18 protein-coding genes are annotated in these 23,697 nt (G+C 70.5%); 7 read left to right on the top strand and 11 right to left on the bottom strand.

Features of this window, described 5'->3' with window-relative positions:
• Window positions 1-12 precede the first annotated feature (12 nt).
• The gene (locus ACWGDB_RS00500; RefSeq protein ID WP_453820346.1) at window positions 13-990 is read right to left on the bottom strand and encodes an NAD(P)-dependent alcohol dehydrogenase; all 978 of its coding nucleotides are present in this window, start codon (window positions 988-990) and stop codon (window positions 13-15) included.
• A 178-nt stretch (window positions 991-1,168) separates the two neighbouring features.
• On the opposite strand from ACWGDB_RS00500, the gene ACWGDB_RS00505 reads away from it, so the two are divergent.
• On the top strand, window positions 1,169-1,870 hold the full coding sequence (locus ACWGDB_RS00505; RefSeq protein WP_453820347.1) for an SDR family oxidoreductase: 702 nt from the start codon (window positions 1,169-1,171) through the stop codon (window positions 1,868-1,870).
• Between the two features lie 23 nt (window positions 1,871-1,893).
• Here the strand turns inward: ACWGDB_RS00505 and ACWGDB_RS00510 are convergent, their stop codons facing one another.
• Together ACWGDB_RS00510 and ACWGDB_RS00515 are read right to left on the bottom strand one after the other, a co-directional pair.
• Entirely contained in the window at window positions 1,894-3,252 is a 1,359-nt protein-coding gene (locus tag ACWGDB_RS00510; RefSeq protein WP_453820348.1) for a vWA domain-containing protein, read from the bottom strand.
• The gene (locus ACWGDB_RS00515) at window positions 3,249-4,106 is read right to left on the bottom strand and encodes an AAA family ATPase (RefSeq protein WP_453820349.1); all 858 of its coding nucleotides are present in this window, start codon (window positions 4,104-4,106) and stop codon (window positions 3,249-3,251) included. The genes ACWGDB_RS00510 and ACWGDB_RS00515 overlap by 4 nt, the downstream gene beginning before the upstream one ends.
• Before the next feature lie 167 nt (window positions 4,107-4,273).
• Here ACWGDB_RS00515 and ACWGDB_RS00520 point away from each other — a divergent pair, with 167 nt between their 5' ends.
• Window positions 4,274-4,843 carry a TetR/AcrR family transcriptional regulator gene (locus tag ACWGDB_RS00520; protein ID WP_453820350.1) on the top strand — a complete coding sequence of 190 codons (570 nt, stop codon included), beginning with the start codon at window positions 4,274-4,276 and terminating at the stop codon, window positions 4,841-4,843.
• 91 nt (window positions 4,844-4,934) lie between these two features.
• Here the strand turns inward: ACWGDB_RS00520 and ACWGDB_RS00525 are convergent, their stop codons facing one another.
• The gene (locus ACWGDB_RS00525; protein WP_453820351.1) at window positions 4,935-6,245 is read right to left on the bottom strand and encodes an FtsX-like permease family protein; all 1,311 of its coding nucleotides are present in this window, start codon (window positions 6,243-6,245) and stop codon (window positions 4,935-4,937) included.
• A 3-nt stretch (window positions 6,246-6,248) separates the two neighbouring features.
• Entirely contained in the window at window positions 6,249-7,040 is a 792-nt protein-coding gene (locus ACWGDB_RS00530; protein ID WP_453820352.1) for an ABC transporter ATP-binding protein, read from the bottom strand.
• Between the two features lie 320 nt (window positions 7,041-7,360).
• Here ACWGDB_RS00530 and ACWGDB_RS00535 point away from each other — a divergent pair, with 320 nt between their 5' ends.
• The gene (locus tag ACWGDB_RS00535; protein WP_453820353.1) at window positions 7,361-10,501 is read left to right on the top strand and encodes a family 78 glycoside hydrolase catalytic domain; all 3,141 of its coding nucleotides are present in this window, start codon (window positions 7,361-7,363) and stop codon (window positions 10,499-10,501) included.
• Window positions 10,502-10,547: 46 nt separating this feature from the next.
• Window positions 10,548-12,086, top strand: a complete 1,539-nt coding sequence (locus ACWGDB_RS00540; protein WP_453820354.1) for an FAD-dependent oxidoreductase — start codon at window positions 10,548-10,550, stop codon at window positions 12,084-12,086.
• 10 nt (window positions 12,087-12,096) lie between these two features.
• On the opposite strand, the gene ACWGDB_RS00545 is transcribed toward ACWGDB_RS00540, so the two are convergent.
• The 6 genes from ACWGDB_RS00545 to rhaI all read right to left on the bottom strand — a co-directional run bounded on the left by ACWGDB_RS00545 (window position 12,097) and on the right by rhaI (window position 19,856).
• Window positions 12,097-12,750 carry a LutC/YkgG family protein gene (locus tag ACWGDB_RS00545; protein WP_453820355.1) on the bottom strand — a complete coding sequence of 218 codons (654 nt, stop codon included), beginning with the start codon at window positions 12,748-12,750 and terminating at the stop codon, window positions 12,097-12,099.
• Window positions 12,747-14,234: a LutB/LldF family L-lactate oxidation iron-sulfur protein gene (locus tag ACWGDB_RS00550; protein WP_453820356.1), complete on the bottom strand. Its 1,488-nt coding sequence runs from the start codon at window positions 14,232-14,234 to the stop codon at window positions 12,747-12,749. The genes ACWGDB_RS00545 and ACWGDB_RS00550 overlap by 4 nt, the downstream gene beginning before the upstream one ends.
• A complete protein-coding gene (locus ACWGDB_RS00555; RefSeq protein WP_453820357.1) occupies window positions 14,231-14,986 on the bottom strand; it encodes a (Fe-S)-binding protein in 756 nt (251 codons plus the stop codon). The genes ACWGDB_RS00550 and ACWGDB_RS00555 overlap by 4 nt, the downstream gene beginning before the upstream one ends.
• A 108-nt stretch (window positions 14,987-15,094) precedes the next feature.
• Complete coding sequence (locus ACWGDB_RS00560) at window positions 15,095-16,486, bottom strand: rhamnulokinase (RefSeq protein WP_453820730.1); 1,392 nt, start codon at window positions 16,484-16,486, stop codon at window positions 15,095-15,097.
• A gap of 56 nt (window positions 16,487-16,542) precedes the next feature.
• On the bottom strand, window positions 16,543-18,582 hold the full coding sequence (locus ACWGDB_RS00565) for a bifunctional aldolase/short-chain dehydrogenase (protein ID WP_453820358.1): 2,040 nt from the start codon (window positions 18,580-18,582) through the stop codon (window positions 16,543-16,545).
• Window positions 18,583-18,695: 113 nt separating this feature from the next.
• Window positions 18,696-19,856 (bottom strand): L-rhamnose isomerase, encoded by a 1,161-nt coding sequence (gene rhaI, locus ACWGDB_RS00570; RefSeq protein WP_453820359.1) that lies wholly within the window; start codon window positions 19,854-19,856, stop codon window positions 18,696-18,698.
• A gap of 282 nt (window positions 19,857-20,138) precedes the next feature.
• On the opposite strand from rhaI, the gene ACWGDB_RS00575 reads away from it, so the two are divergent.
• Genes ACWGDB_RS00575 through ACWGDB_RS00585 form a run of 3 tightly spaced genes read left to right on the top strand, consistent with a single transcriptional unit; the run spans window position 20,139 to window position 23,678 of the window.
• A complete protein-coding gene (locus ACWGDB_RS00575; RefSeq protein WP_453820360.1) occupies window positions 20,139-21,656 on the top strand; it encodes a sugar ABC transporter ATP-binding protein in 1,518 nt (505 codons plus the stop codon).
• Window positions 21,653-22,693, top strand: coding sequence for an ABC transporter permease (locus ACWGDB_RS00580; protein ID WP_453820361.1), 1,041 nt, complete (start codon window positions 21,653-21,655; stop codon window positions 22,691-22,693). Before ACWGDB_RS00575 ends, ACWGDB_RS00580 begins: the two co-directional genes overlap by 4 nt.
• The gene (locus ACWGDB_RS00585; protein ID WP_453820362.1) at window positions 22,686-23,678 is read left to right on the top strand and encodes an ABC transporter permease; all 993 of its coding nucleotides are present in this window, start codon (window positions 22,686-22,688) and stop codon (window positions 23,676-23,678) included. Before ACWGDB_RS00580 ends, ACWGDB_RS00585 begins: the two co-directional genes overlap by 8 nt.
• The last annotated feature ends 19 nt before the right edge of the window (window positions 23,679-23,697 follow it).

A 23,697-nucleotide genomic window follows, 5' to 3' on the forward strand; every position in this document is an offset into this window, starting at 1 on the left:
GCGCCCGGTACGTCAGACGGTGACGACTATCTTCGCGCGCGCGTGCTTCACCTCCACGTACCGGAGCGCCTCGGCAGCCTCGCTCAGCGGGTACGTCCGCTCGACGACCGGGGCGATCCTGCCGGACTCGGCGAGTTCGCGCAGGGCCGCCAGGTTGGCCCTGCTCTGCCGGGCCGAGATCTCGAGCAGCTGCTGCGGGCGCGCGAAGGGCGCCGCCAGCCGCCGCTTGAGGAAGAGCGCCATGGGGCCGACGACGCTGCCGCCCTCGTACACCCCGCCGCCGGACAGGATGAGCGTCCCGGTGGGCGTCAGGACGCGCCGGAACTCCCCGAGCGAGCGATTGCCGACGAGGTCCAGCACCACGTCGTACCGCTTCTCGCCCAGGGTGAAGTCCTCCAGTGTGTAGTCGACGACCCGGTCGGCGCCGAGTGAGCGGACCAGGTCCACGTTCCTCGTGCTGCACACGGCCGTCACCTCCGCGCCGTACGCCTTGCCGAGTTGCACGGCGAACGTGCCGACCCCGCCCGACGCCCCGTTCACCAGGACCGTCTGGCCCGGCTGCACCCGGGCGACGTCGCGCAGGCCGATCAGGGCGGTGTTCCCCGCCAGCGGTATCGCCGCCGCCTGCTCGAAGGTGAGGTTGGCCGGCTTCGGGCCGACCTCGCTGTCCCGCGCGCACACGTACTCCGCGAACGCGCCGTCGGCCTCCCCGTACACCTCGTCGCCCGTCTCGAGCCCCGTGACCCCGGCGCCCACCGCCTCCACCGTGCCTGCGAAGTCCCGGCCCCGCACGCGCGCCTTGGGCCTGCGCAGCCCCATCATGCCGCGGCCGATCAAGGGATCCCCGCGCATGAAGTGCCAGTCGTAGGCGTTGACCGAGGCCGCGTGCACCCGCACCAGCACCTCGTCGGTGGCGGGCACCGGCCTGTCGATGTCCCTGAACTCCAGCACGTCCGCCGAGCCGTACCGGTCCTGAATCACTGCCTTCATGGTCGCCCCCTCCATCTTTGGCGAGCCTACGGACGCCCATCGGAAGCGGATATCCGGGATGAACCCTGATTTTCTCGGGGTCGCCCCCGCCTTGCCCGGATGAAACCGATCGGTTTACGCTGGGTCCCACAGTAGGAAACCGATCGGTTTCCAAGTTCGATACAGCCTGGAGAGTCCCATGACCGCCATCGAAGGTTCCGTCGCCCTGGTCACCGGCGGCAGCCGCGGCATCGGCCGTGCCCTGGTCGCAGCCCTGTACGAGCGGGGCGCGAAGAAGGTGTACGCCACCGCCCGCGACCCGCGCACCGTCACCCACCCCGACGCCGTGCCGCTCGCCCTGGAGGTGACCGACCCCGCGTCCGTCGCGGCGGCGGCCGAGCAGGCGCACGACGTCACCCTGCTGATCAACAACGCGGGCGCGTCGGTGAACGCGAACTTCCTCGCCTCCCCCGTCGAGGACGTCCGCCGCGAGTTCGAGACCAACTTCTACGGACCGCTCCTGGTCACGCGCGCCTTCGTCCCCGTCCTCGAACGCAACGGCGGTGGGCACATCCTGAACGTCCACTCCGTGCTGTCGTGGATCGGTCTCGCCGGTTCCTACAGCGCGTCGAAGGCCGCCTTCTGGTCGCAGACCAACTCACTGCGCCTGGACCTGAAGCCGCGCGGCATCGAGGTCACGGGCCTGCACGTCGGATACGTCGACACCGATATGGCCGCCGGCATCGACGCGCCCAAGTCCACGGCCGAGAGTGTCGCCGCCCAGGCCCTGGACGGGATCGCGTCGGACGCCCTCGAGGTCCTGGCCGACGACATCTCGCGGCAGGTCAAGGCGGGCCTGGCGGCCGACCCGGCCACTCTGTACCCGCAACTCGCGGCCTGATCGCCGCTTGATCTCCGCCCAGGTCACACCGGCAGCAGACGCGCCACAAGCGCGCTGAGCTGCCGGGCGGTGCGGCACTCGTACATCTCGACCAGCTCGGCGTAGGCGGGTGCGGCGGAGTCGCCCGTGCCCCAGCGGGAGCGCTGCTCCGGGTTCAGCCAGTAGACGCGACGGGCCCGTACGGAGATCTGCCGTACGGCGGGCAGGTTCGGGTCGCCATGGTTGGTGCGGGCGTCACCGAGGACGAACACGGTCGTGCGATGGCCGACCGTGTCGGCGTACCGCTCCGCGAACTCGCCCAGTGCCATGCCGTAGTCGCTGCTGCCGTGATAGCCCGTGAGCGTGGCCTCCGCCTCGATGCGGGCGCTGAGCCCCTCCGGGTCGGCGGTCCCGCGCTGGAGCAGCCCGGTCACCTCGTCGATCCGGTTGACGAAGGCGAACACGCGCACCTTGCTGAACTGGTCGTGCAGCGCCTGTACCAGCAGCATCGTGAAGTCGGAGAAGCCGGACACCGACCCCGACACATCGCACAGCAGCACCAGTTCGGGGCGGACGGGCCGGCGCCGGCGCAGCACCGGCTTCATCGGCACGCCACCCGTCGACAGCGAACCGCGCAGGGTCCGCCGTAGATCGATGCTGCCCCTGGAGGCGCGGCGGCGGCGGGCCGCGAGCCGGGTCGCGAGCTTGCGGGCGAGTGGCTGAACCGCCCTGCGCAGCTCGGCCAGTTGAGCCTTCCCGGCGAAGAGGAAGTCGACCCGGTCGGCGGTCGGAGCCACCGCCCGCCGGGCGATCTCGTCCCGCCCACGCCGCTCCGCGACCCGGCGCCGCGCCTCCGCGGCCACCAGCGCCCGGAACGCCTCGATGCGCTGCCGGATCTCGTCCTCCAGCAGCCGGTCCGTGAACCCCGAACTCCCGCCCTGCGCACGGACGGTGTCGCGGACTCGGGCCAGCAGGGTCTGCGGGCGCAGCCGTTCCAGCGTCTGGTACGACGACCAGCCGTCCGACTCCGGTGAGGAGCCGTAGCCACCGAAACCGTCGACCGCTTCGGCCGCCAGCCGGCCCATCAGGGCCTGGTCGTTGGCGGCCAGGGCCGCCGCCAGGCGGTCGCGCAGGTCCTCCCGCCCCGCCGCCTTGTGCTCCGGCGCGCCGACGCCACGCGGAAAGTAGAGGTCGAAGACCGGGTCGAACACCGGCCGTTGCCCGTTTCCGTGCAACAGCGTCGTCGCCAGCCCCTCGCGCAGGAGCTCCCGGTCCGCAAGGCCGAGGACCTCCATCGCCCGCCCCGCGTCGACCGTCTCGCCGGTGCCGATGCGGATACCGTGCGCGCGCAGCGCCGAGACGAGGGACGTCAAGCGTTCCGCGACGCCCGCGGGCGTGGTCACAGGGCGTCCAGATCGAGTTTGGCGGTCGCCTTGAGGACGTCGTCCTGGTGCTTGAGGAGCACACCGAGGCTGGCCTGCACGACCGTCTCGTCCAGGGTGCCGGCGCCCAGCGCCAGCAGGGTGCGCGCCCAGTCGATGGTCTCGGCGACCGACGGCACCTTGCGCAGGTCCATCGCCCGCAGCGCGCCCACCACCCGGACGACGGAGCGGGCCAGCGTCTCGTCGAGCCCCGGAACCTTCAGCCGTACGATCCTGCGCTCCAGCTCCTCGTCCGGGAAGCCGATGTGGAGGAACAGGCAACGGCGGCGCAGCGCCTCGGACAGCTCACGGCTGGCGTTGGACGTGAGGACGACGAACGGGCGGCGCGTCGCGGTGATCGTGCCGAGCTCGGGAACGGTCACCTGGAAGTCGCTGAGCACCTCCAGGAGCAGGCCCTCCACCTCGACGTCCGCCTTGTCGGTCTCGTCGATCAGCAGGACCTTCGGGTCGTCGCCCCGGATGGCCGTCAGCAGGGGCCGGGTGAGGAGGAACTCCTCGCTGAAGATGTCCGTGCGTGTCTCGTCCCACGTCTCGTCGCGGCCCGCGCTGATGCGCAGCAACTGCTTGGCGTGGTTCCACTCGTACAGCGCCCGGGACTCGTCGACGCCCTCGTAGCACTGCAGACGCACGAGCCGCGCCCCGGCGACCTCGGCCACGGCCTTGGCGAGCTCCGTCTTGCCGACCCCGGCCGGGCCCTCCACCAGGAGCGGCTTGCCGAGGCGGTCGGCGAGGAAGACGGTCGTGGCGACCGCGGGCGAGGCGAGATAGCCGGTCTCGGCCAGACGTGCGGAGACGTCGTCGACGGATGTGAACAACGGAGCCTCCGGCTGGGTGGGAGATGTCTGTCCAGACACCTATCTAAGCGCTTGTTCACCTCCGCTGTCACCTGTGATCCGATGCCCTTTCCGATACCCTGCCGAGGCCTTCGTCACTGGAGACCGATCGGTTTCCGTCCGGGCCGGGTGCGCGGTAGCCTCGCCGTATGGCCACGACAGACAAGGCGTCCACCAAGGACCGGCTCCTCGACGCGGCGTCCGAGCTGTTCTACCGCGACGGAGTCTCCATCGGGGTCGAGGCGCTGTGCCGGACCGCCGGAGTCTCGAAGCGGTCCATGTACCAGCTGTTCGCGAGCAAGGACGAGGTCCTCGCGGCGAGCCTGGCCCGCCGGCTTCCGGCGTACGAGGCCCAGCTGGCGCCCGGAGCGCAGGACGCCGGTACGCCGCGGGAGCGGATCCTGCACGTCTTCGAGCGGCTGGAGAAGGCGTCCGCCGAACCCGACTACCGCGGCTGTCCCTACCTCGCGGCCCTGGTCGAGCTGAAGGATCCCGAGCATCCGGCGAGCGCGGTCGCGCGCGGGGCGAAGGAGTGGATGCGGAACTTCCTGCGCACGCGTGCGCAGGAGGGCGGGGCGCGGGATCCTGAGCTGCTCGCCCGCCAGCTGATGCTGGTCTTCGACGGGGCGAGCGCCCGGGCGGGCGCGAAGGTCGAGACGCTGAACGGGCTGGTCACCGCGACCGTGAGCGCCCTGCTGGACGCGGCAGGCGTGGAGTGACACAGGGCGGCCACCGTGCAGTGACACAGGAAAGGGCGGCCACCGTGGTGACCGCCCCTCGTCAGACCTGCCGTCCGGGTCGTACCCGGCGTCATGACGCCACCGCGACCGCCCCCACCGCCGGAGTGCGCAGCATCCGCCGGGCCGTGGCCAGGCTCGTGCCCAGGGTCACCGCCGCCGCGACCGCGACCACGGCGACCGCCGTGCCGTAGGCCTGGCCCGGCAGCACCCCATCGGTGCGGACCATGGTGAACGGAACGATCCCGGCCAGCGCGGCCACCATGCCGAGGAGGACTCCGGAGACGGTCAGGATCAGCGTCTCGACGCCGACCGTGCCGAGCACCTGCCCCGGAGTCGCCCCCGCCAGCCGCTGCTGTCCGAACTCCCGGCCGCGGTAACTCGTCGCCGCATACAGCGAGTTGACCAGCATCACGCAGACGAAGACGACGATGATGCCGACGACCGTGAAGTTGAGCGTCTCCAGGTTCTTGGCGTCGATCGACTTCGTCAGGCCCGAGGCCGCGAGGGCGTCGCTCTCCACCGCCTGCATGGTGAGCGTGGCCGTGGCCACCGCCGTGAACAGGATCAGCGACATCAGGATCCCGGCCAGATGACCGGCCCGCTCCCGCAGATTCCGTACGGCCAGCCAGCCGCTCGCGCCGTTCAGCGGGAGCCGGTCCAGCACGCCCTCCAGGAGCTGCGGCGCGAGCAGCGCGAAGCCCACCGACAGCAGGATCGCCCCGTAGGCCGGCGCCGCCATCAGAGCGGCGTCCGTCGCCGAGAAAGCGAAGGTGGAGGAGGCCGCGGCCGCCCCGGTGGCCAGCGCGCCACAGGCGAGGAACTTCCGCGCACCGCCCCGACGCTGGGGTCCGCGCGTCGCCCGCCGTACGGCGAGGAAGGCAGCGCCCGCCGACGCGAGCAGCGTGATGTCGATGCCCGACAGGAGCGCGATCGGGCCGAAGGAATGGTCGACGGACCCGGCGACCTGACCGCTGTCCTGGAACACCTGCAGCAGCGCCCGGCCGCCCAGCATCGCCGGGCCGATCGCCAGTGCCGCACCCACCAGGGCCACGACCACCGCCTCGCCGACGACCATCCGCTTGAGCTGCGCCGGAGTCGCCCCCGAGCAGCGCAGCAGCTCCAACTCGGCCGTACGCTGGCGGACGTTTACCGTCAGCGTGGAGGCGACGGCGAAGAAGACCAGCAGGGTGCCGTAGCCGCCGACGACGCCCGCCGCGGTGGACAGTGTCTCCGCGCTGGTCGAGTCGACGCCGTCCTGTCCCGCCGTGTCGTGCATCGAATTGAACGTCATGATGATGGCGGCGCCGAGAAACGCGGACAGCAGCGTGGCCAGGAACCGCCCGGGGCGGTGCCGTATCGACCGCATGGCCAGCATGAACATCGCTCACACCCCCGTCGTCACGTTGTCGCCGAGGTGCGCCAGGCGTTCAGCCACCGCGTTCGCCGTGGGCGCGTCCAGGCGGCCCGCCAGCCGGCCGTCCGCCAGGAACAGCACCGCGTCCGCGTAGGAGGCGGCGACCGGATCGTGGGTCACCATCACGACCGTCCGGCCGTGCACCCGCACCGTCTCCTGGAGCAGCCGCAGCACATCGCGCGCGCTGCGCGTGTCCAGCGCGCCCGTCGGCTCGTCCGCGAAGATCACCCGAGGCTCGGTCATCAGGGCCCGGGCGATGGCGACTCGCTGGCGCTGACCGCCGGACAACTGGTCGGGACGGTGCCCGAGCCGGTCGCCGAGGCCGATGGACGTCAGCACCTCCTTGGCCCGCTTCCGGTCGACGCGCTGCCCGGCGAGCTTGAGCGGCAGCACCGTGTTCTGCGCGACGGTCAGCGTCTCCAGCAGGTTGTACTGCTGGAACACGAACCCGATCCGGCCACGCCGGAACCTCGTCAACTCGGCCTCGCCGCCGCCGGTCAGCTCGGTGCCGTCCACGCACACGATGCCGCTGTCGGGGCGGTCGAGACCCGCCGCGCAGTGCAGCAGCGTGGTCTTGCCGGAACCGGACGGCCCCATCACCGCGGTGAAAGTGCCCCGCCCCAGCCCCAGGGTGACCCCGTCCAGAGCCGTCACCGCGCTGTCCTGCGCACCGTAGGTCTTGCTGACCTTGACCAGCCGGAGTGCCTCGGCGGCGGGTCCCTCGTCGTGCGTACGTCGCGAGCTTTTCCGGAACATCGTCATCCCTCTCCGTCCGGCACCCCCTGTGCCCTGCCGACGAAGCTACGGACCCGGCGAGTCGACCACATGGGGCGCAGAACCCGTATTGCCGGGTGTACTTGGCGACACCTCCTGCCGGGTCAGGGGCCCGGCCCGCACGGAACCAGCCAATTGAACGGTTTCAATTCCCTCACCACCGCACGCTCCGCCGGCGGAGTGCTTCTGTTGGAATCTGCACAGAATTCATGCTGCTCACACCATGGACTCATGTCACTTCTGCCACTAGCTTCAACCGTCGTTCGACCTGAATCGTTCCAACCCCGAAGAGCCGAAGGGACAACGGCATGAACGACGGAGTCGACCGTACGAAGGGCAGAGGGGTGCGCCGCAGGACCGTGCTCACCACCGCACTGGGCGCCGCCCCGGTGGTCCTCGCGGGCGGGATCGCCACAGGCGGCCCCGCTTCGGCCGCACCCACCTCGCACCGCACGGCCGTCGAGGGCCTGACGGTCGAGCACAGAACGAACCCCCTCGGTGTGGACGCCGCTCACCCCCGGTTCGGCTGGCGCATGGCGTCCTCGGTGCGCGGTCGCCGCCAGTCCGCCTACCGGATCCTCGTCGCGACCGCACCCGACCGCCTGACCCCCACCCGGGCGGACGTCTGGAACAGCGGCCGGGTCACCTCACCCGACTCGATCGCCGTGCGCTACGAGGGCCCCGCCCTGCGCGCCTCCACCCGCTACCACTGGACGGTGACGGCCTGGGACGAGACCGGCCGAGCCGTCCACGCCGCCCCGACCGCCCGCTTCGAGACCGGCCTGCTCTGCACCGACGGCATCGCCGGCTGGGACGGCGCCCGGTGGATCACCATGGCCGGCAAGCGACCCAACACCGCCGGTGCCCCGCTGCTCCGCCACCAGGCAGAACTGACGGGACGTCAAGTACGGGACGCCCGGCTCTACATCTCCGCACTCGGCGTCTACGAGGCCCACCTCAACGGCCACCGCGTCGCCGTGCCGGAGGGCGACGCGACGACCCATGAACTGCTGACGCCGGGCTGGACCAACTACGACAGCACCGTCAACTACTTCACCTACGACGTCACGGACCTGGTCGCGGGGGAGCGACGCGAGGGGCAGGAGGGGCACGCGGGTCGTGTCACCCTCGCCGCCGTACTCGGCAACGGCTGGTACAACAGCCGTGTCTCCGAGAACAGCGCCTACTACTCCGCCGACGGCAACAGCCCGGCCCTGAAGGCCAAGCTCCTGATCCGGTACGCCGACGGTTCCGAGCAGACGGTCGTCACCACACCCGGCGACGACTGGAAGGCCACCGACACCGGCCCCTACCGCGCCGACGACATCTACGACGGCCAGACCTACGACGCCCGTAAAGAACTGGCTGGGTGGACGGCCGGCGACTTCGACACCTCCGCCTGGGCCGGTGTGACCGAGCACGACTTCACCACCAGGTTCCCCGACGTCAGGCTGGTCGCCTACCCGGGCGAGAGCGCCCGCCTGATGCCCCGGTGGGACCGCAAGCCGCAGTCCGTCACCGTCTACGCGGGCGTCACCGGCCAGGACGGCAGCCCCAACGGCAAGGGCCGCATCGTCGTCGACCCCGCCCGCACCGTCACCGACCCTGCTGCGGCAGCCAACGCCGCGGTGACCCTGCACCCCGGCGACACGGCCGTGATCGACCTCGGCCAGAACCTGGTCGGCGTGCCCCGCTACACCCTGCGCGGCCCGGCGGGCACCGAAGTCGCCTTCAGGCCCGGCGAGATGCTCAACGACGACAGCGAGGGCGCCGACGGCCCCGTCGGCTCGGTCTACCGCGCCAACCTCCGCTCCGCGAAGGCCACCAGCACCTACATCCTCAAGGGCGACCCCGACGGCGAGACCCACGAGGACTCGCTGACCTTCTACGGCTTCCGCTACGTCTCCGTCACGGCGACCGAGACCGTCACCCTCACCCGCTTCACCGGCCGGGTCGCGACCTCCGCCCTCCGCGACATCGGCACGATCACGACCGACGACGAGAACGTCAACCAGCTCATCAGCAACGTGCGCTGGGGACAGCGCGGCAACTACCTCTGGGTGCCCACCGACTGCCCGCAACGCGACGAGCGCCTCGGCTGGACGGGCGACACCCAGCTCTTCTCCAACACCGGGCTCTACAACGCCGACGCGGTCAACTTCCTCAGCCACTTCGAGGACAACCTGATCGACTCGCAGCACACCTACGGCCTGGACGGCGCCCAGTTCACGGCGGTCGCGCCCGGCAACCGCTACAACGCGGCGGCTCCCGCCAGTGGCTGGTCGGACTGCGGGGTGGTCGTGCCGTGGACGGTGTGGCAGATGTCCGGCGACCCCACGATCGTCGACCGCAGCTGGGCGGCGATGACGAAGTACGTGAACTGGATCCGTGGGCGCACCGGCGACGCGTACGCCGGGCAGGGCGCCATCTTCGGCGACTGGCTCGCCTTCCAGGACACCAGCACCCAGCTGATCAGCGACGTCTACTACGGCTACAGCGTGCGCCTCATGGCGGACATGGCCCGCGGCAGCGGCCGCACCACCGAGGCACGGGCCTATGACGACCTCTTCGCCCGCATCAAGCGCGCCTTCACCACCAAGTACCTGGCCACCGACGCGACAACGGGCCGGGTGACCGTACGGTCCAGTCTCGGAGACGCACCTCCCACGGGCGGCCGGACCGAGGACGACACCCAGACCGCCCTGCTGTGGGTCCTCAAACTCGGCTTCTACGACACCGAGGCCCAGCGCCGCCAACTGGTCACGCTGCTCGCCGAGAACATCGGAAACGACGAGGCCTACAAGGAGGCCCACCCCGACAGCACCCGAGTGAAGTACGCCGAGAACACCCTCTCCGTCGGCTTCCTCGGCGTGAACGTCCTCGCCCCCGTGCTCACCGACGAGGGCCGCGCCGACCTCGCGTACAAGCTGCTCCACCAGGACGCCATGCCGTCCTGGCTGTACTCGGTCCGCAACGGCGCGACCACCATCTGGGAGCGCTGGAACTCGTACTCGAAGGAGGACGGCTTCGGCCCGGTCGACATGAACTCGTTCAACCACTACTCCTACGGCGCGATCATGGAGTGGATGTACGAGAGCATGGCGGGCATCGCGAAGGACCCGGCCCACCCGGGCTTCCGGCACTTCCTCCTGCGCCCGCACCTCGACCCCACCGGGCGGATCACGCAGGTCGCCGGCTCGCACCACTCTCCGTACGGGGAGATAGTCAGCGAGTGGCGGACGGCGGGCCGGAAACTGACCTACCGGGCCGTGGTCCCCGCGAACAGTACGGCGACCCTGCGCATCCCCACGTCCGACCCGGCCTCGGTGCGCGCGGGCCGGACCCCCCTGTCCCGGGTGCCGGGTGTCGAGTACCTGGGCTTCGAGGACGGGACGGCCGGTTACCGGCTGCCCTCCGGCCGCTACCAGGTGACCACCACCCTCGCCTGACCAGGGCGCGTCGTGTGGCGGGTCGGGCTGGGGGAACTCGGCCGGCATGGAAGAGCAGACCCGCACCCACACGTCGTACTGGATCGAGACGGCACCACCCGGCGACCTCGCGCCCCCGCCGGACGGCGACCTCACGGTCGAGGTCGCCGTCGTGGGCGCGGGGATCGCCGGGATCGCCACGGCCTGGGAGCTGGCCCGGCGGGGCCACCACGTCGCCCTGCTGGAGGCGGACCGGATCGCCGCCGGCGTCACCGGGCACACCACCGCCAAGCTGTCCGCCCAGCACACCCTGATCTACGACCGGCTCCGCCGCACCCGTGGCAAGGACGGCGCCCGCCTGTACGCGACCTCGCAGACGGACGCGATCCGGCACGCCGCCGAGGTCGTCGACGAGCTCGGCATCGACTGCGAGTGGGAGGAGGCGGCGGCCTGCACCTACGCCGAGGACGGCGACCGCGCCGGCGAACTGCGGGCCGAGGCCGACGCCGCCCGGGAGGCCGGCCTGCGCGCCGAGTACGTGACCGAAACGGAGCTGCCGTTTCCGGTGGCGGGCGCCGTGCGCGTCGAGGGGCAGGCGCAGTTCCATCCACGCAAGTACCTGCTGGCGCTGGCCGCCGACCTCGAACGCCTCGGCGGGAAGGTGTACGAGCACACACGCGTGGTGGGTCTCTCCGAGGGCGAGCCCTGCGTGCTGACGACCGAGGACGGTGTGAACGTGAGGGCCGGGACCGTCGTGGTCGCCACCCACTACCCGATCTTCGACCGTGCGCTGCTGTTCACTCGCCTGACGCCCCGGCGGGAACTGGTCGTCACGGCCCCCATCGACGCGGCCAAGGCACCCACCGGCATGTACATCACCCCCGAGCAGAACACCCGCTCGGTCCGCACGGCCCCCTACAGGGACGGGAAACGCCTGCTCATCGTCACCGGCGAGCACTTCACCCCGGGCGCGGGCGGCGATGTCGAGGCGCGCTTCGAGGCGTTGAAGGGCTGGGCGGTGGAGCGCTTCGGTGAGCTCGGCTTCACCCACTGCTGGGCCACCCAGGACAACGACTCCACCGATTCCGTCCCGCTCGTCGGCCCCCTGCACCCCGCGAGCCGCCATGTCCACGTGGCCACCGGCTTCGGCGGCTGGGGACTCAGCGGCGGCATCATGGCGGGCCGCCTGCTCTGCGACCTGATCACCGGTCGCGAGAACCTGTGGAGCGACCTCTACGACCCACGCCGGGTGATGTCCGTCGTCCGCGAGGGGAAGGACTTCGTCAAGCACCAGGCCGATGTCGCCCGCCACTTCGTCGGCGACCGGGTGCACCACCTGCCCGGCCCGTCGACGAACTCGGTGGACGACATCGCGCCCGGAGAAGGCGCCATCGTCCACATGTCCGGCAAGCGCTGCGCCGTCCACCGCGACGACGACGGAAAGGTGCACGCCGTCTCCGCGAAGTGCACCCACCTGGGCTGCCTGGTCGCGTTCAACCGCGCGGAACGGACCTGGGAGTGCCCCTGCCACGGCTCGCGCTTCGCCCCCGACGGCCGAGTCGTCCAGGGGCCCGCCGTGCGGCCGTTGGAGCAGCGCGACCTCTGAGGCGGTGCCTTCAGCCGTCGTCCTCGCCGACCAGGACGACCTCCAGGGTGCGCGGGCCGTGCACCCCCTCCACCCGGTCCAGCTCGATGTCACTGGTGGCCGAGGGGCCGGAGATCCACGTCAACGGGCGGGTGAGATCGAGGCGTTCGAGCGCCTGCGGAACCGACGACACGACCTGCTCGGGGACCCGTACGACACAGATGTGGTGGTCGGGGACGAGAGTGATGCGGCGCCGGCCCTGGTCGGGGGAGCCGTCGAGGACGATGGTGCCGGTCTCGGCGATGGCGAGCGCGCAGCCGGTGACCACGCTCTCCACCTTGTCGAGTTCGTGAGGCGTGCTCACGGAGCGGTCGTGGACGCGAGTGGGGTCGGCGGCCGACATCCACTCCGGGGGGAGACCCGGAGGGACGAGAACGTACTGGGGCCCTCGCTCGGCGAGCAACCGCATGATCAGGTAGGGCAGTTCCTCCGTGGTCGTCCGGTGCACGATCGCCCGGTAGTCCGCCAGGTTCTCGGCCAGCAGACCGACCGTCTCCTCGATGCTCCGCTCCCCGTGTTCGTGCACGTAGCCGCGTGGAACCGCCTCCTCGTACGGCTTCTCGTCGTGCGGTACGTCCGCCAGCGCCCGCCGCACCCGGCCCAGGATCCGTTCCCTGCTGCTCACTTGGCACCGCCCTTTCCGCCCCGCGTCCGCTGCCACCAGTCCCGGAACGGCTCCGCGGGCACCGAGGGCAGATCCCGCGTCCCGCTCCACGCCTTGCCCGGGCCCGGCAGCGAGCGCGGATGCAGGCGGCGGGTGCGTGCGGCGAGCCGCTGGCCGGTGCGCAGGGCGCCCGGGTGACTGAACGCCCAGCGTGCCGCCCGCATCGCGGCCCGCTCGGCGGCATGCCCCTTCGCGGGTTTCAGGACCACCTTGTTGCCGTTGGAGGTCACCTGGCCACCCTCCACCACCCGCTCCCGCAGATGCACCAGCACCTCGGGGATGTCGATGGCGACCGGGCACACCTCGTAGCAGGCACCGCACAGCGACGACGCATACGGCAGCGAGGCGTCGATCTCGCTGGTCACGCCCCGGAGTTGAGGACTGAGGATGGCACCGATGGGCCCGGGGTAGACCGAGCCGTAGGCGTGACCACCGGCCCGTTCGTAGACCGGGCAGACGTTGAGGCACGCCGAGCAGCGGATGCAGCGCAGGGCCTGGCGGCCGACCTCGTCGGCGAGCGTGTCGGTGCGGCCGTTGTCGAGGAGGACCAGGTGGAAGGTCCTCGGCCCGTCGGCCGTCCCGGAGTCCGTCGTCCCGGTCCACATGGACGTGTACGGGTTCATGCGCTCGGCGGTGGAGGAGCGGGGGAGGGTCTGCAGGAACACCTCCAGGTCCCGCCAGGTGGGCACGATCTTCTCGATGCCGACGACCGAGATGAGCGTCTCGGGCAGGGTCAGACACATCCGTCCGTTGCCCTCGGACTCCACGACGACCATGGTGCCGGTCTCGGCGACCATGAAGTTGGCGCCGGAAATACCGACCTTGGCGCGCAGGAACTTCTCGCGCAGGTGCAGCCGTGCCGCCTCGGCGAGTTCGGCGGGGGTGTCGGTCAGGCCTTCCGGAGCCGGGCGGCCCCACTCGCCCATCTCGGCCCGGAAGATGTCCCGGATCTCACCACGGTTGCGATGGATCGCCGGGACGAGGATGTGCGAGGGCCGGTCCTTGCCCAACTGCACGATCAGCTCGGCGAGATCGGTCTCGTAGGCGCGGATGCCCTCCGCCTCCAGGGCCTCGTTCAGCCCGATCTCCTGCGTGGCCATCGACTTGACCTTGACGACCTCCGACTCACCGGTCGCCTTGACCAGATCGGCCACGATCCGGTTGGCCTCGTCGGCGTCGGCGGCCCAGTGGACCGTGCCGCCCGCCGCCGTGACCGACTCCTCCAACTGCACGAGATACCGGTCGAGATGACGCAGGGTGTGGTCCTTGATCTGTTTCCCGGCCTCACGCAGCGCCGCCCAGTCGGACACCTCCGCGACGGCCTTGGCCCGCTTGGCGCGGATCGTGTGCGTGGCGTGACGCAGGTTGCCGCGCAGGGTCGTGTCGTGCACGGCCTCGTGCGCGGCCTCCGGAAACGCCGGCATCCCGAGATACGTTCCACTCATGCCGCCGGCTCCTCCTCCGTGCTCGCCAGGATCTCCGCGATGTGCACCGGCCGCATGCCCGTCCGCAGCCGGGCCATGGTCCCGCCGATGTGCATCAGACAGGAGTTGTCGGCCGCGCACAGCACGTCGGCGCCCGTCGCCTCGGCGTTGCGTACCTTGTCCGTGCCCATCGCCGCCGAGACGTCGGAGTTCTTCAGCGCGAACGTCCCGCCGAATCCGCAGCACTCGTCCGCGCCCGGCAACTCCGCCAACTCCAGCCCCTTGACGGCCTGGAGCAGCCGCCGGGGCCGGTCGGCCAGCCCCAGCCCGCGCAGGCCGTGGCAGGTCGGGTGATAGGTCACCTTGTGCGGGTAGTACGCCCCGACGTCCGTCACCCCCAGCACGTCCACCAGGAACTCCGTCAGCTCGTACGTCTTCGGCACCACCGGCGCCAGGGTCGCCGCGAGAGTGTCCCCGTGGCCCTCGGCCCGGGCCCGTTCACCCATCCGCGGATACAGCTCGCGCACCATAGCCCCGCACGATCCGGACGGGGTGACGATCGCCTCGTACTCCCCGAAGACATCGGAGAAATGCCGGGCGAGCGGCTCGGCCTCGTGTCGGTATCCGGTGTTGTAGTGCGCCTGTCCGCAGCAGGTCTGGGCCATCGGGAAGTCGACCTCGACGCCCAGCCTGGTCAGCAGTTTCACCACAGCGCGCCCGGTGTCCGGATAAAGCGTGTCGTTGACACAGGTCAGGAACAGGGCGACACGCATCGCGGCTCCTTGCGATCGATCATCGGATGAGTGCAGGGTAATGCGGCAGCGCGGCGCAGGGGAGACCCCGCTCGTCCCGGGTGAGCCGGTCGCCCTCGGACGGGCCGGTCACGCCCGGAGGAGCCGCGCCTCCGCCTCGCTCCAGCGCGCCGCGTCCCCCTGCGGCTCGTACCGGGTCAGCGGCTGCGTGCGGGTGAGCAGGCGCCGCCCGTCGGCCAGGTCGCCGACCAGCCCGTGGGTCCGCGCCTGGACCAGGACGTTCCCGAGGGCGGCGGCCTCACTCGGGCCGGCCACCACCGGCAGCTCGCAGGCGTCGGCGGTCAGCCGGCACAGCAGGGCGTTGCGGGCACCGCCCCCGACGACATGCACGACGTCGACGGGATGGCCGGCCAGCCGCTCGGCGTCCCTGATCGCGCGCCGGTGGGCCAGGGCGAGCGAGTCGAGGATGCAGCGCGTGATCTCGGCGGGCGAGACGGGCACCGGCTGCCCCGACGCCCGGCACGCATCGGCGATCCGCTCCGGCATCCGTCCCGGCGCCAGAAACGCCGCATCCCCCGCGTCCACGACCGACCGCAGCGCCGGCACCTCGGACGCGGCGAGCAGCAGCCCGCCCAGGTCGGGGTCCCCCCAGGCCCGTACGCACTCCTGGAGCAACCACAGTCCCATGATGTTCCGCAGATACCGGACCGTGCCGTCCAGCCCCAGCTCATTGGTGAAGTTGGCGGCCCGGCTCTCCTCGGTGAGCACGGGTGCGCCCAGCTCCAGCCCCGCCAGCGACCAGGTGCCGGTGCAGATGTACGCGAAGCGCTCGCCGCTCCCGGCCGGAACGGCGGCCACGGCGGACGCGGTGTCGTGCGACCCCACCGCCGTCACCGGCACCGGGCCGCTCAGCCCGGTCTCCTGAAGCACCTCGTCGCGCAACACCCCGGCGGGATCGCCGGGTTGCCGCAGGGGCGCGAACAGGTTCAGGTCGATGCCCAGCCGGGCGGCGATGCCGTGGGCCCAGTCGCGCGTGCGGGGATCGATCAGCTGGGTGGTGGAGGCGTTGGTGAGCTCGGTGCCCTGCTCGCCGGTGAGCCAGTACGTCAGCAGGTCCGGGACGAGCAACAGCCGCTCGGCGTATCGCAGTTGAGCCGAGGCCCGGGCCGCCGTCAGCTGATACAGCGTGTTGAAGGGTGCGTACTGCAACCCGGTGGCCGCGTACAGCTCCGCCGCCGGGACGGTCGCCCACACCTTCTCCGCGACCCCGTCCGTACGGGAGTCCCGGTAGTGCACCGGATTGCCGAGCAGGGCCCCGTCCGCGTCCAGCAGGCCGTGGTCGACGGCCCAGCTGTCGATGCCGACGGAGTCGACCTGGCCGGCCGCCCGCAGCCCCTCCAGGACGCCCGCGTACAGGGCGAGCACATCCCAGCGCAGTCCCTCGGGCACCCGCACGGGCCGGTTCGGGAAGCGGTGCGCCTCGGTCAGCTCCAGACGGCCGGCGCCGACGCGGCCGACCATGACACGCCCGCTGGACGCGCCGAGGTCGACCGCGGCGTACGACTTCACGGGCGCACTCACCGCAGGAAGGCGGCCGCGACGCCGGCGTCGACCGGGACGTGCAGTCCCGTGGTGTGGGTCAGGTCCCCGCCCGTGAGCGCGAGGACGGCGTTCGCGACATGCTCCGGGAGCACCTCCCGCTTGAGGATGGTCCGCTGGGCGTAGAACTCGCCCAGCTTGTCCTCCTCGACCCCGTACACGGCGGCCCGCTGGGCGCCCCAGCCGCCGGCGAAGATCCCGGACCCGCGGACCACGCCGTCCGGGTTGACGCCGTTGACGCGGATGCCGTACTCACCCAACTCGGCCGCCAGCAGCCGTACTTGGTGGGCCTGGTCGGCCTTGGTGGCCGAGTAGGCGATGTTGTTGGGCCCGGCGAACACGGCGTTCTTGGACGCGATGTAGACGATGTCACCGCCCAGCCCCTGAGCGATCATCACGCGCGCCGCCTCCCTCGACACGAGGAAGGAGCCGCGGGCCATGATGTCGTGCTGGAGGTCCCAGTCCTTGGCCGACGTCTCGAGGAGGGGCTTGGAGATGGAGATCCCGGCGTTGTTGACGACGAGATCGACTCCGCCGAAGGCCAGCACGGCCGCCTTGAACGCGTCGGCGATCTGCTCCTCGGACGTCACGTCCACCGCCACCGCCACGGCCTTGTCGGGCCCGCCCAGCTCCTCGGCGACGGCCTGGGCGTTCTCGGCATGGAGATCGGCGACCACCACACACGCGCCCTCGGCGACGAGCCGGTGCGCGATGGCCTTCCCGATCCCACTGCCGGCGCCGGTCACGAACGCGACCCGCGTCGCGAGCGCCTTGGGCTTCGGCAGCCGCTGAAGCTTGGCCTCCTCCAGCGCCCAGTACTCGATCCCGAACTTCTCGGACTCCTCGATGGGCGCGTACGTCGAGACCGCCTCGGCCCCGCGCATGACATTGATGGCGTTGACATAGAACTCGCCGGCGACCCGGGCGGTCTGCTTGTCCTTGCCGAAGCTGAACATGCCGACGCCCGGGACCAGCACGATCGCCGGGTCGGCGCCGCGCATGGCGGGGGAGTCGGGCAGGGCGTGCCGCCGGTAGTAGGCGGCGTACTCCTCGCGGTACGCGGCGTGCAGCTCCTTGAGCCGGTCGATCGCCTCGTCGAGGGGAGCGGTGGGCGGCAGATCGAGGACGAGCGGCCGCACCTTGGTGCGCAGGAAGTGATCGGGGCAGGACGTGCCGAGCGCGGCGAGCCGCGGGTGCTCGGCGCTCGCGAGGAAGTCGAGGACGACCTCGGAGTCGGTGAAATGGCCGACCTGCGGGCGGTCCTGCGAGGCGATGCCGCGGATGACCGCCGCCAGCGCCGCGGCCCGCTCCCGCCGCTCGACGGCGCCGAGCGCCGCGTACCCCTCGATCACCGGACCGAAGGGCTCCGGCCTCCCGCGCTCGGCGAGGAACGCCTCGGCGGTCCGGATGATGTGCAGCGAGTTCCGCTCGCACTCCTCGGAGGTGTCACCCCAGGCGGTGATGCCGTGCCCACCGAGCACGCACCCGATGGCCTGCGGATTGGCCTCCTTGACCGCGGCGATGTCCAGCCCCAGCTGAAACCCGGGCCGCCGCCACGGCACCCACACCACGCTGTCCCCGAAGCACTCGGCGGTCAGCTTCTCCCCGTCTGCGGCACAGGCGAGAGCGATGCCGGAGTCGGGATGCAGATGATCGACATGCGCGGCCGCCACCAGCCCGTGCATGGCGGTGTCGATCGACGGCGCCGCCCCGCCCTTGCCGTGCAGGCAGTAGTCGAAGGCGGCGACCATCTCGTCCTCCCGCTCCACGCCCGGATAGACGTCGACGAGCGCCCGCATACGGTCCAGCCGCAGCACGGCCAGCCCACTCTCGCCGAGCGTGCCGAGGTCACCCCCGGACCCCTTGACCCACATCAACTCGACGCCACCGCCGGTGACGGGATCGGTGCCGACGCCCTTGGCGGACGCGTTTCCACCGGCGTAGTTGGTGTTCCGGGGATCGGAGCCGAGCCGATGAGACCGGGAGAGAAGAGAGGCGGCTTCGGGATGGGTTGCCATGAACTTTCAGTCCTTATGAGAGAGGGGGAGTGCACTTACCCAGGGGCGCGGGGAACTGCGCGACAAGCCACAAGAGCCCCGCAGTCCGCAACGAAACAGATCCCGGCAGACGCTCACGCCCCCCAACCGGCCTGCTGCCCACCAACCCGCTCAGCCACAACCTTCTCGGCCCACCCGGAATGGCGATACGCACCCATGGGATCCGCATCGAGCCCCATCTCCTCGCGCACCTCGGCCAGCAACGGCCGCACATCCGTGTTGTACGCATCCATGAGCACCGCATTCGCGCCCAGCACGTCACCGCCGGCCTGCGCTGCAGCCAACGCCTCCCGGTCGACCAGCAGCGCCTTCCCCGTGGCCTCCTGCACGTTCATCACGGACCGGATGATCGCCGGGATCTTCGCCTCGATGTTGTGGCACTGGTCGAGCATGAACGCCACATCGGACGTGAACCCGCCCCCACGCACCACCTCGTACATGATCCGGAACAACTGGAACGGATCCGCGGCCCCCACCATCAGGTCGTCGTCGGCGTAGAAGCGCGAGTTGAAGTCGAACCCCCCGAGCTTCCCCTCCCGCAGCAGCGTCGCGACGATGAACTCGATGTTGGTGCCCGGCGCGTGATGCCCGGTGTCGACGACGACCTGCGCCTTCGGTCCGAGCTTCAGGCAGTGCGCGTAAGCCGTGCCCCAGTCCGGCACGTCCGTCGTGTAGAAGGCCGGCTCGAAGAACTTGTACTCCAGCAGCATCCGCTGCCCGTCCCCGAGCCGCTCGTACACCTCCGCCAGCCCCTCGGCCAGGCGGTCCTGCCGCGAGCGCACGTCATCCTGACCGGGATAGTTCGTGCCGTCCGCGAACCACAGCTTCAGATCGGCGGAGCCCGTCGCGTCCATGATGTCGACGCACTCCAGCAGATGATCGACGGCCTTGCGCCGCACCACCGCGTCCGGATGACAGATGCTGCCCAGCTTGTAGTCGTCGTCCTGGAAGGTGTTGGAGTTGATCGCGCCCAGCTTCACGCCGCGGTCCTGGGCGTGCTTGGCCAGCGCCGCATAGTCGTCGACCTTGTCCCACGGGATGTGCAGGGCGACGGTCGGGGCGACACCGGTGAACGCGTGCACCTGAGCGGCGTCGTCCAGCTTCTCCTGCGGTGTCCGGGGAACGCCTTGCTGGGCGAACACCTTGAACCGCGTCCCCGAGTTCCCGTACGCCCACGACGGCGTTTCGACTGCCTGGGTCTTGAGTGCGGCCTTCACCGCGGCGAGCTCGGTCACTGAGGGCTCCTGTGACGTCGGGACGGAAGTCGGACGGTGGACATCTGAAAAGCTTCGTCGTGAAACGATTCAAGACGGGAACGTATGAGGCCCCCGAAGGGGTGTCAAGCCCCACGGTCACGGCCTTTTGTTGTGACTCGCCCGTGACCTTCGTTCATCGAAAGTTTTTCGACACGGACCCATTGACGTGACATGCGCTCCGTGCCTAACGTCCCGGCAACCAAGTTGAAACCTTTCACGACGTCGGGAGGGCCGTCCCGCCGACGTCGTCGAGGAGCCCTCATGACCCACCCGTCCACCACGGGTCCGGCCCCGGTTCTGGCGCTCAGGGACATCTCGAAGTCCTTCGGCGCGGTCCGCGCCCTGCGGAACGTCTCGCTGGAGCTGTTTCCCGGGGAGGTGCACGCCCTCGCCGGGGAGAACGGCGCGGGCAAGTCGACCTTGATCAAGACGCTCGCCGGGGTGCACCGGCCGGACGCCGGCCAGGTGCTGCTCGACGGCGCGCCCGTCGTCTTCCACGGCCCCGGCGACGCTCGCGACGCCGGTATCGCCGTGATCTACCAGGAGCCGACGCTCTTCCCCGACCTGTCGATCGCCGAGAACATCTTCATGGGCCGTCAGCCGCGGCGCGCACTCGGCCGGATCGACCACAAGGCCACGCACACCGCGACCCTCGCGCTGATGCAGCGGCTCGGCGTCGAACTCGACCCCGACCGCCCCGCGCGCGGCCTGTCCATCGCCGACCAGCAGATCGTCGAGATCGCCAAGGCGCTGTCCTTCGACGCCCGCGTCCTGATCATGGACGAGCCCACCGCCGCCCTCACCGGCAGCGAGGTCGCCCGGCTCTTCGGAGTCGTGCGCACCCTGCGCGAACAGGGTGCCGCCGTCCTCTTCATCTCCCACCGGCTGGAGGAGCTCTTCCAGATCTGCCGGCGGGTCACCACCCTGCGCGACGGCGCCTGGATCGCAAGCGAGCCGCTGGACGGCATGACCGAGGACGACCTCGTACGCCGGATGGTCGGCCGCGACCTCGACGAGCTGTATCCCAAGCAGGACGTGAAGCCGGGCAAAGTGGCCCTCAGCGTACGCAGGTTGACCCGCGAGGGTGTCTTCACCGATGTCTCCTTCGACGTGCGGCGCGGTGAGATCGTCGGTCTCGCGGGGCTCGTCGGCGCGGGCCGTACCGAGGTCGCGCGGGCCGTGTTCGGCATCGACCGCTGGGACGCGGGCGAGGTCTCCGTCGGCGGGAAGGCCCTCACCAACGGTGCCCCCTCCACCGCCATGGCCTGCGGCCTCGCCCTCGTCCCCGAGGACCGGCGTGCTCAAGGCCTGGTGATGGACATGTCCATCGAGCGCAACATCGGCCTCACCGGGCTGCGTACGACCGTGAAGGCCGGCTTGATGGACCGCGGCGCCGAACGCAGCCGCTCCCTCGACTGGGCCGTCAAGCTCCAGGTCAAGTACGCGCGGATCGCCGACACGGTCAACACCCTGTCCGGCGGCAACCAGCAGAAGGTCGTCCTCGCCAAGTGGCTCGCCACCGGCCCCGAGGTGCTGATCGTCGACGAGCCCACCCGGGGCATCGACGTCGGTACGAAAGCCGAAGTGCACCGGCTGCTCAGTGAGTTGGCCGCCGACGGCGTGGCCGTACTGATGATCTCCTCCGACCTGCCCGAGATCCTCGGCATGGCCGACCGCGTGCTCGTGATGCACGAGGGCCGCCTCACCGCCGAGATCCCGCGCTCCGAAGCCAGCGAGGAAACCGTGATGGCCGCAGCAACGGGGAGGGCCGCCGCATGACGGTGATCACTCCCAAGCAGGCCCCTGTCACCGACGTACCGAAGTCCAGCGGCACCCGCCTCGTCGACCGCGTCTTCAAGATGCGCGAACTCGCCATCCTGGTCGTCTTCGTGGTGATGATCGTCGTCACCCAGCTGGGCAACAGCGAGTTCCTCACCGAGCAGGGCATCAAGGACCTGCTGCTGAACGCCACGATCCTCGTCCTGGTCGCCACGGGCCAGTCCCTGGTCGTCATCACGAGGAACGTCGACCTGTCGGTCGGCTCGACGCTCGGCATCAGCGCCTTCGCCGCCGGAACGTACCTCCAGGGCGGCGGGACCCCGGTCGTCGCCGTGCTCCTGGCGGTCGTGATGGGCATCGGCTTCGGCCTGCTGAACGGCCTGCTCGTCAGCCTCGGCCAGGTGCCCGCCCTCGTCGTCACCCTCGGCACGCTCTACATCATCCGCGGCATCGACTCCATCTGGGTCGGCTCCCGCCAGATCACCGCGGCCGACCTCCCGGACGGCTTCGTCGACTTCGGCTCCGGCGGCATCTCCGCGGTGCCGTGGCCGGCGCTGATCGCCCTCGCCGTGCTGGTGGCGACCGCGTACTACCTCAGGCACTTCGGCAGCGGCCGCGAACTGTACGCCCTCGGCTCCAACCCGGAGGCCGCCCGTCTCGCCGGCATCCCGGTGCGCAAGCGGATCCTGGCCGCGTACACCTTCTGCGGTGCGCTCGCCGGTCTCGCGGGCGCCATGTACCTGGCCCGGTTCGGCAACGTCGACTCAGGTACCGGCAACGGCTACGAACTCACCGTCGTCAGCGCGGTCGTGGTCGGTGGCGTCGTCTTCACCGGCGGCTCCGGCAGCGTCTACGGTGCCGCGCTCGGCGCGCTGCTGCTGACCTCCATCAACAGCGTCCTGCCCGCCCTCGGAGTCAGCTCCGTCTGGGTGCTCGCCATCAACGGCATCCTGCTCATCCTCGCCATCGCCGTGGACCGTGTGGTCGCGCTGCGCGTGGCCAACGCCCTGAAGAAGAGGAACGCCCGCCATGGCTGACTCGTCGCTCGCGCGCGCCGTTCGCTGGGACACGGTTGTCGGCGCCCTTCTGATCGTCGTGCTCCTGCTGTCCTTCACCACGGTCGATGGCTTCGGCAACGCTCTCAACCTGTCGTTCCTGATCGGAAACACCCTTCCGATCGCTTTGATCGCCCTGCCGATGACACTGCTGGTCGTCTCGGGCGAGATCGATCTTTCGGTCGCATCGACCGCCGGTCTCTCGGGCGCGGTGATGGGTGCGCTGTGGAACCAGGGCATGACGATCGAGACGATCATTCCGATCTGCCTCCTGCTCGGTGTGGTGTGCGGTCTGATCAACGGGCTCCTGGTGACCAGGCTGGGCCTGCCGTCCCTCGCCGTCACGATCGGCACACTCGCCGCCTACCGGGGCATCGCCCAGATCGTGCTCGGTTCGGACGCGGTGACCGACTTCCCGTCCCCGTACCTGGACTTCGCTTCCGGGCGGATCGGCGACACGTTCATTCCGTACGCGTTCCTGCCCTTCCTGGTCCTGCTCGCCATCGCCGTGGTCGCGCTGCACGCCACGCCGTTCGGTCGGTCGGTCTTCGCCACCGGCGCGAGTGAGGAGGCGGCGCGCTTCGCCGGTATCCGCGTCAAGCGGCAGAAGCTGATCCTGTTCACGGTGACCGGGCTGATGGCCTCCCTCACCGGCATCTTCTGGGCGCTGCACTACGCCAGCGCCCGCTACGACAACGCCACGGGGCTCGAACTCTCCGTCGTGGCCGCGGTGCTGCTCGGCGGCATCGACTTCGACGGAGGCAAGGGCACGCTCGGCGGTGCCGTCGCCGGGGTGTTCCTGCTGGGGGCGTTGCAGAACGTCATGAGCCTCCAGGACGTCTCCGCCCAGTCGCAGATCGTCGTCACCGGCGTCCTGCTCGTGCTTTCCGTGCTCGGCCCGCGGGTCGCACGGCAGATCTCCGTAGCTAGGGCGGGCCGTAGAGCCGCCTCGACTCCGACCTCGTAACTCAGCCCTTCTTCGTAAA

The organism is Streptomyces sp. NPDC055013 (genome assembly GCF_053608645.1).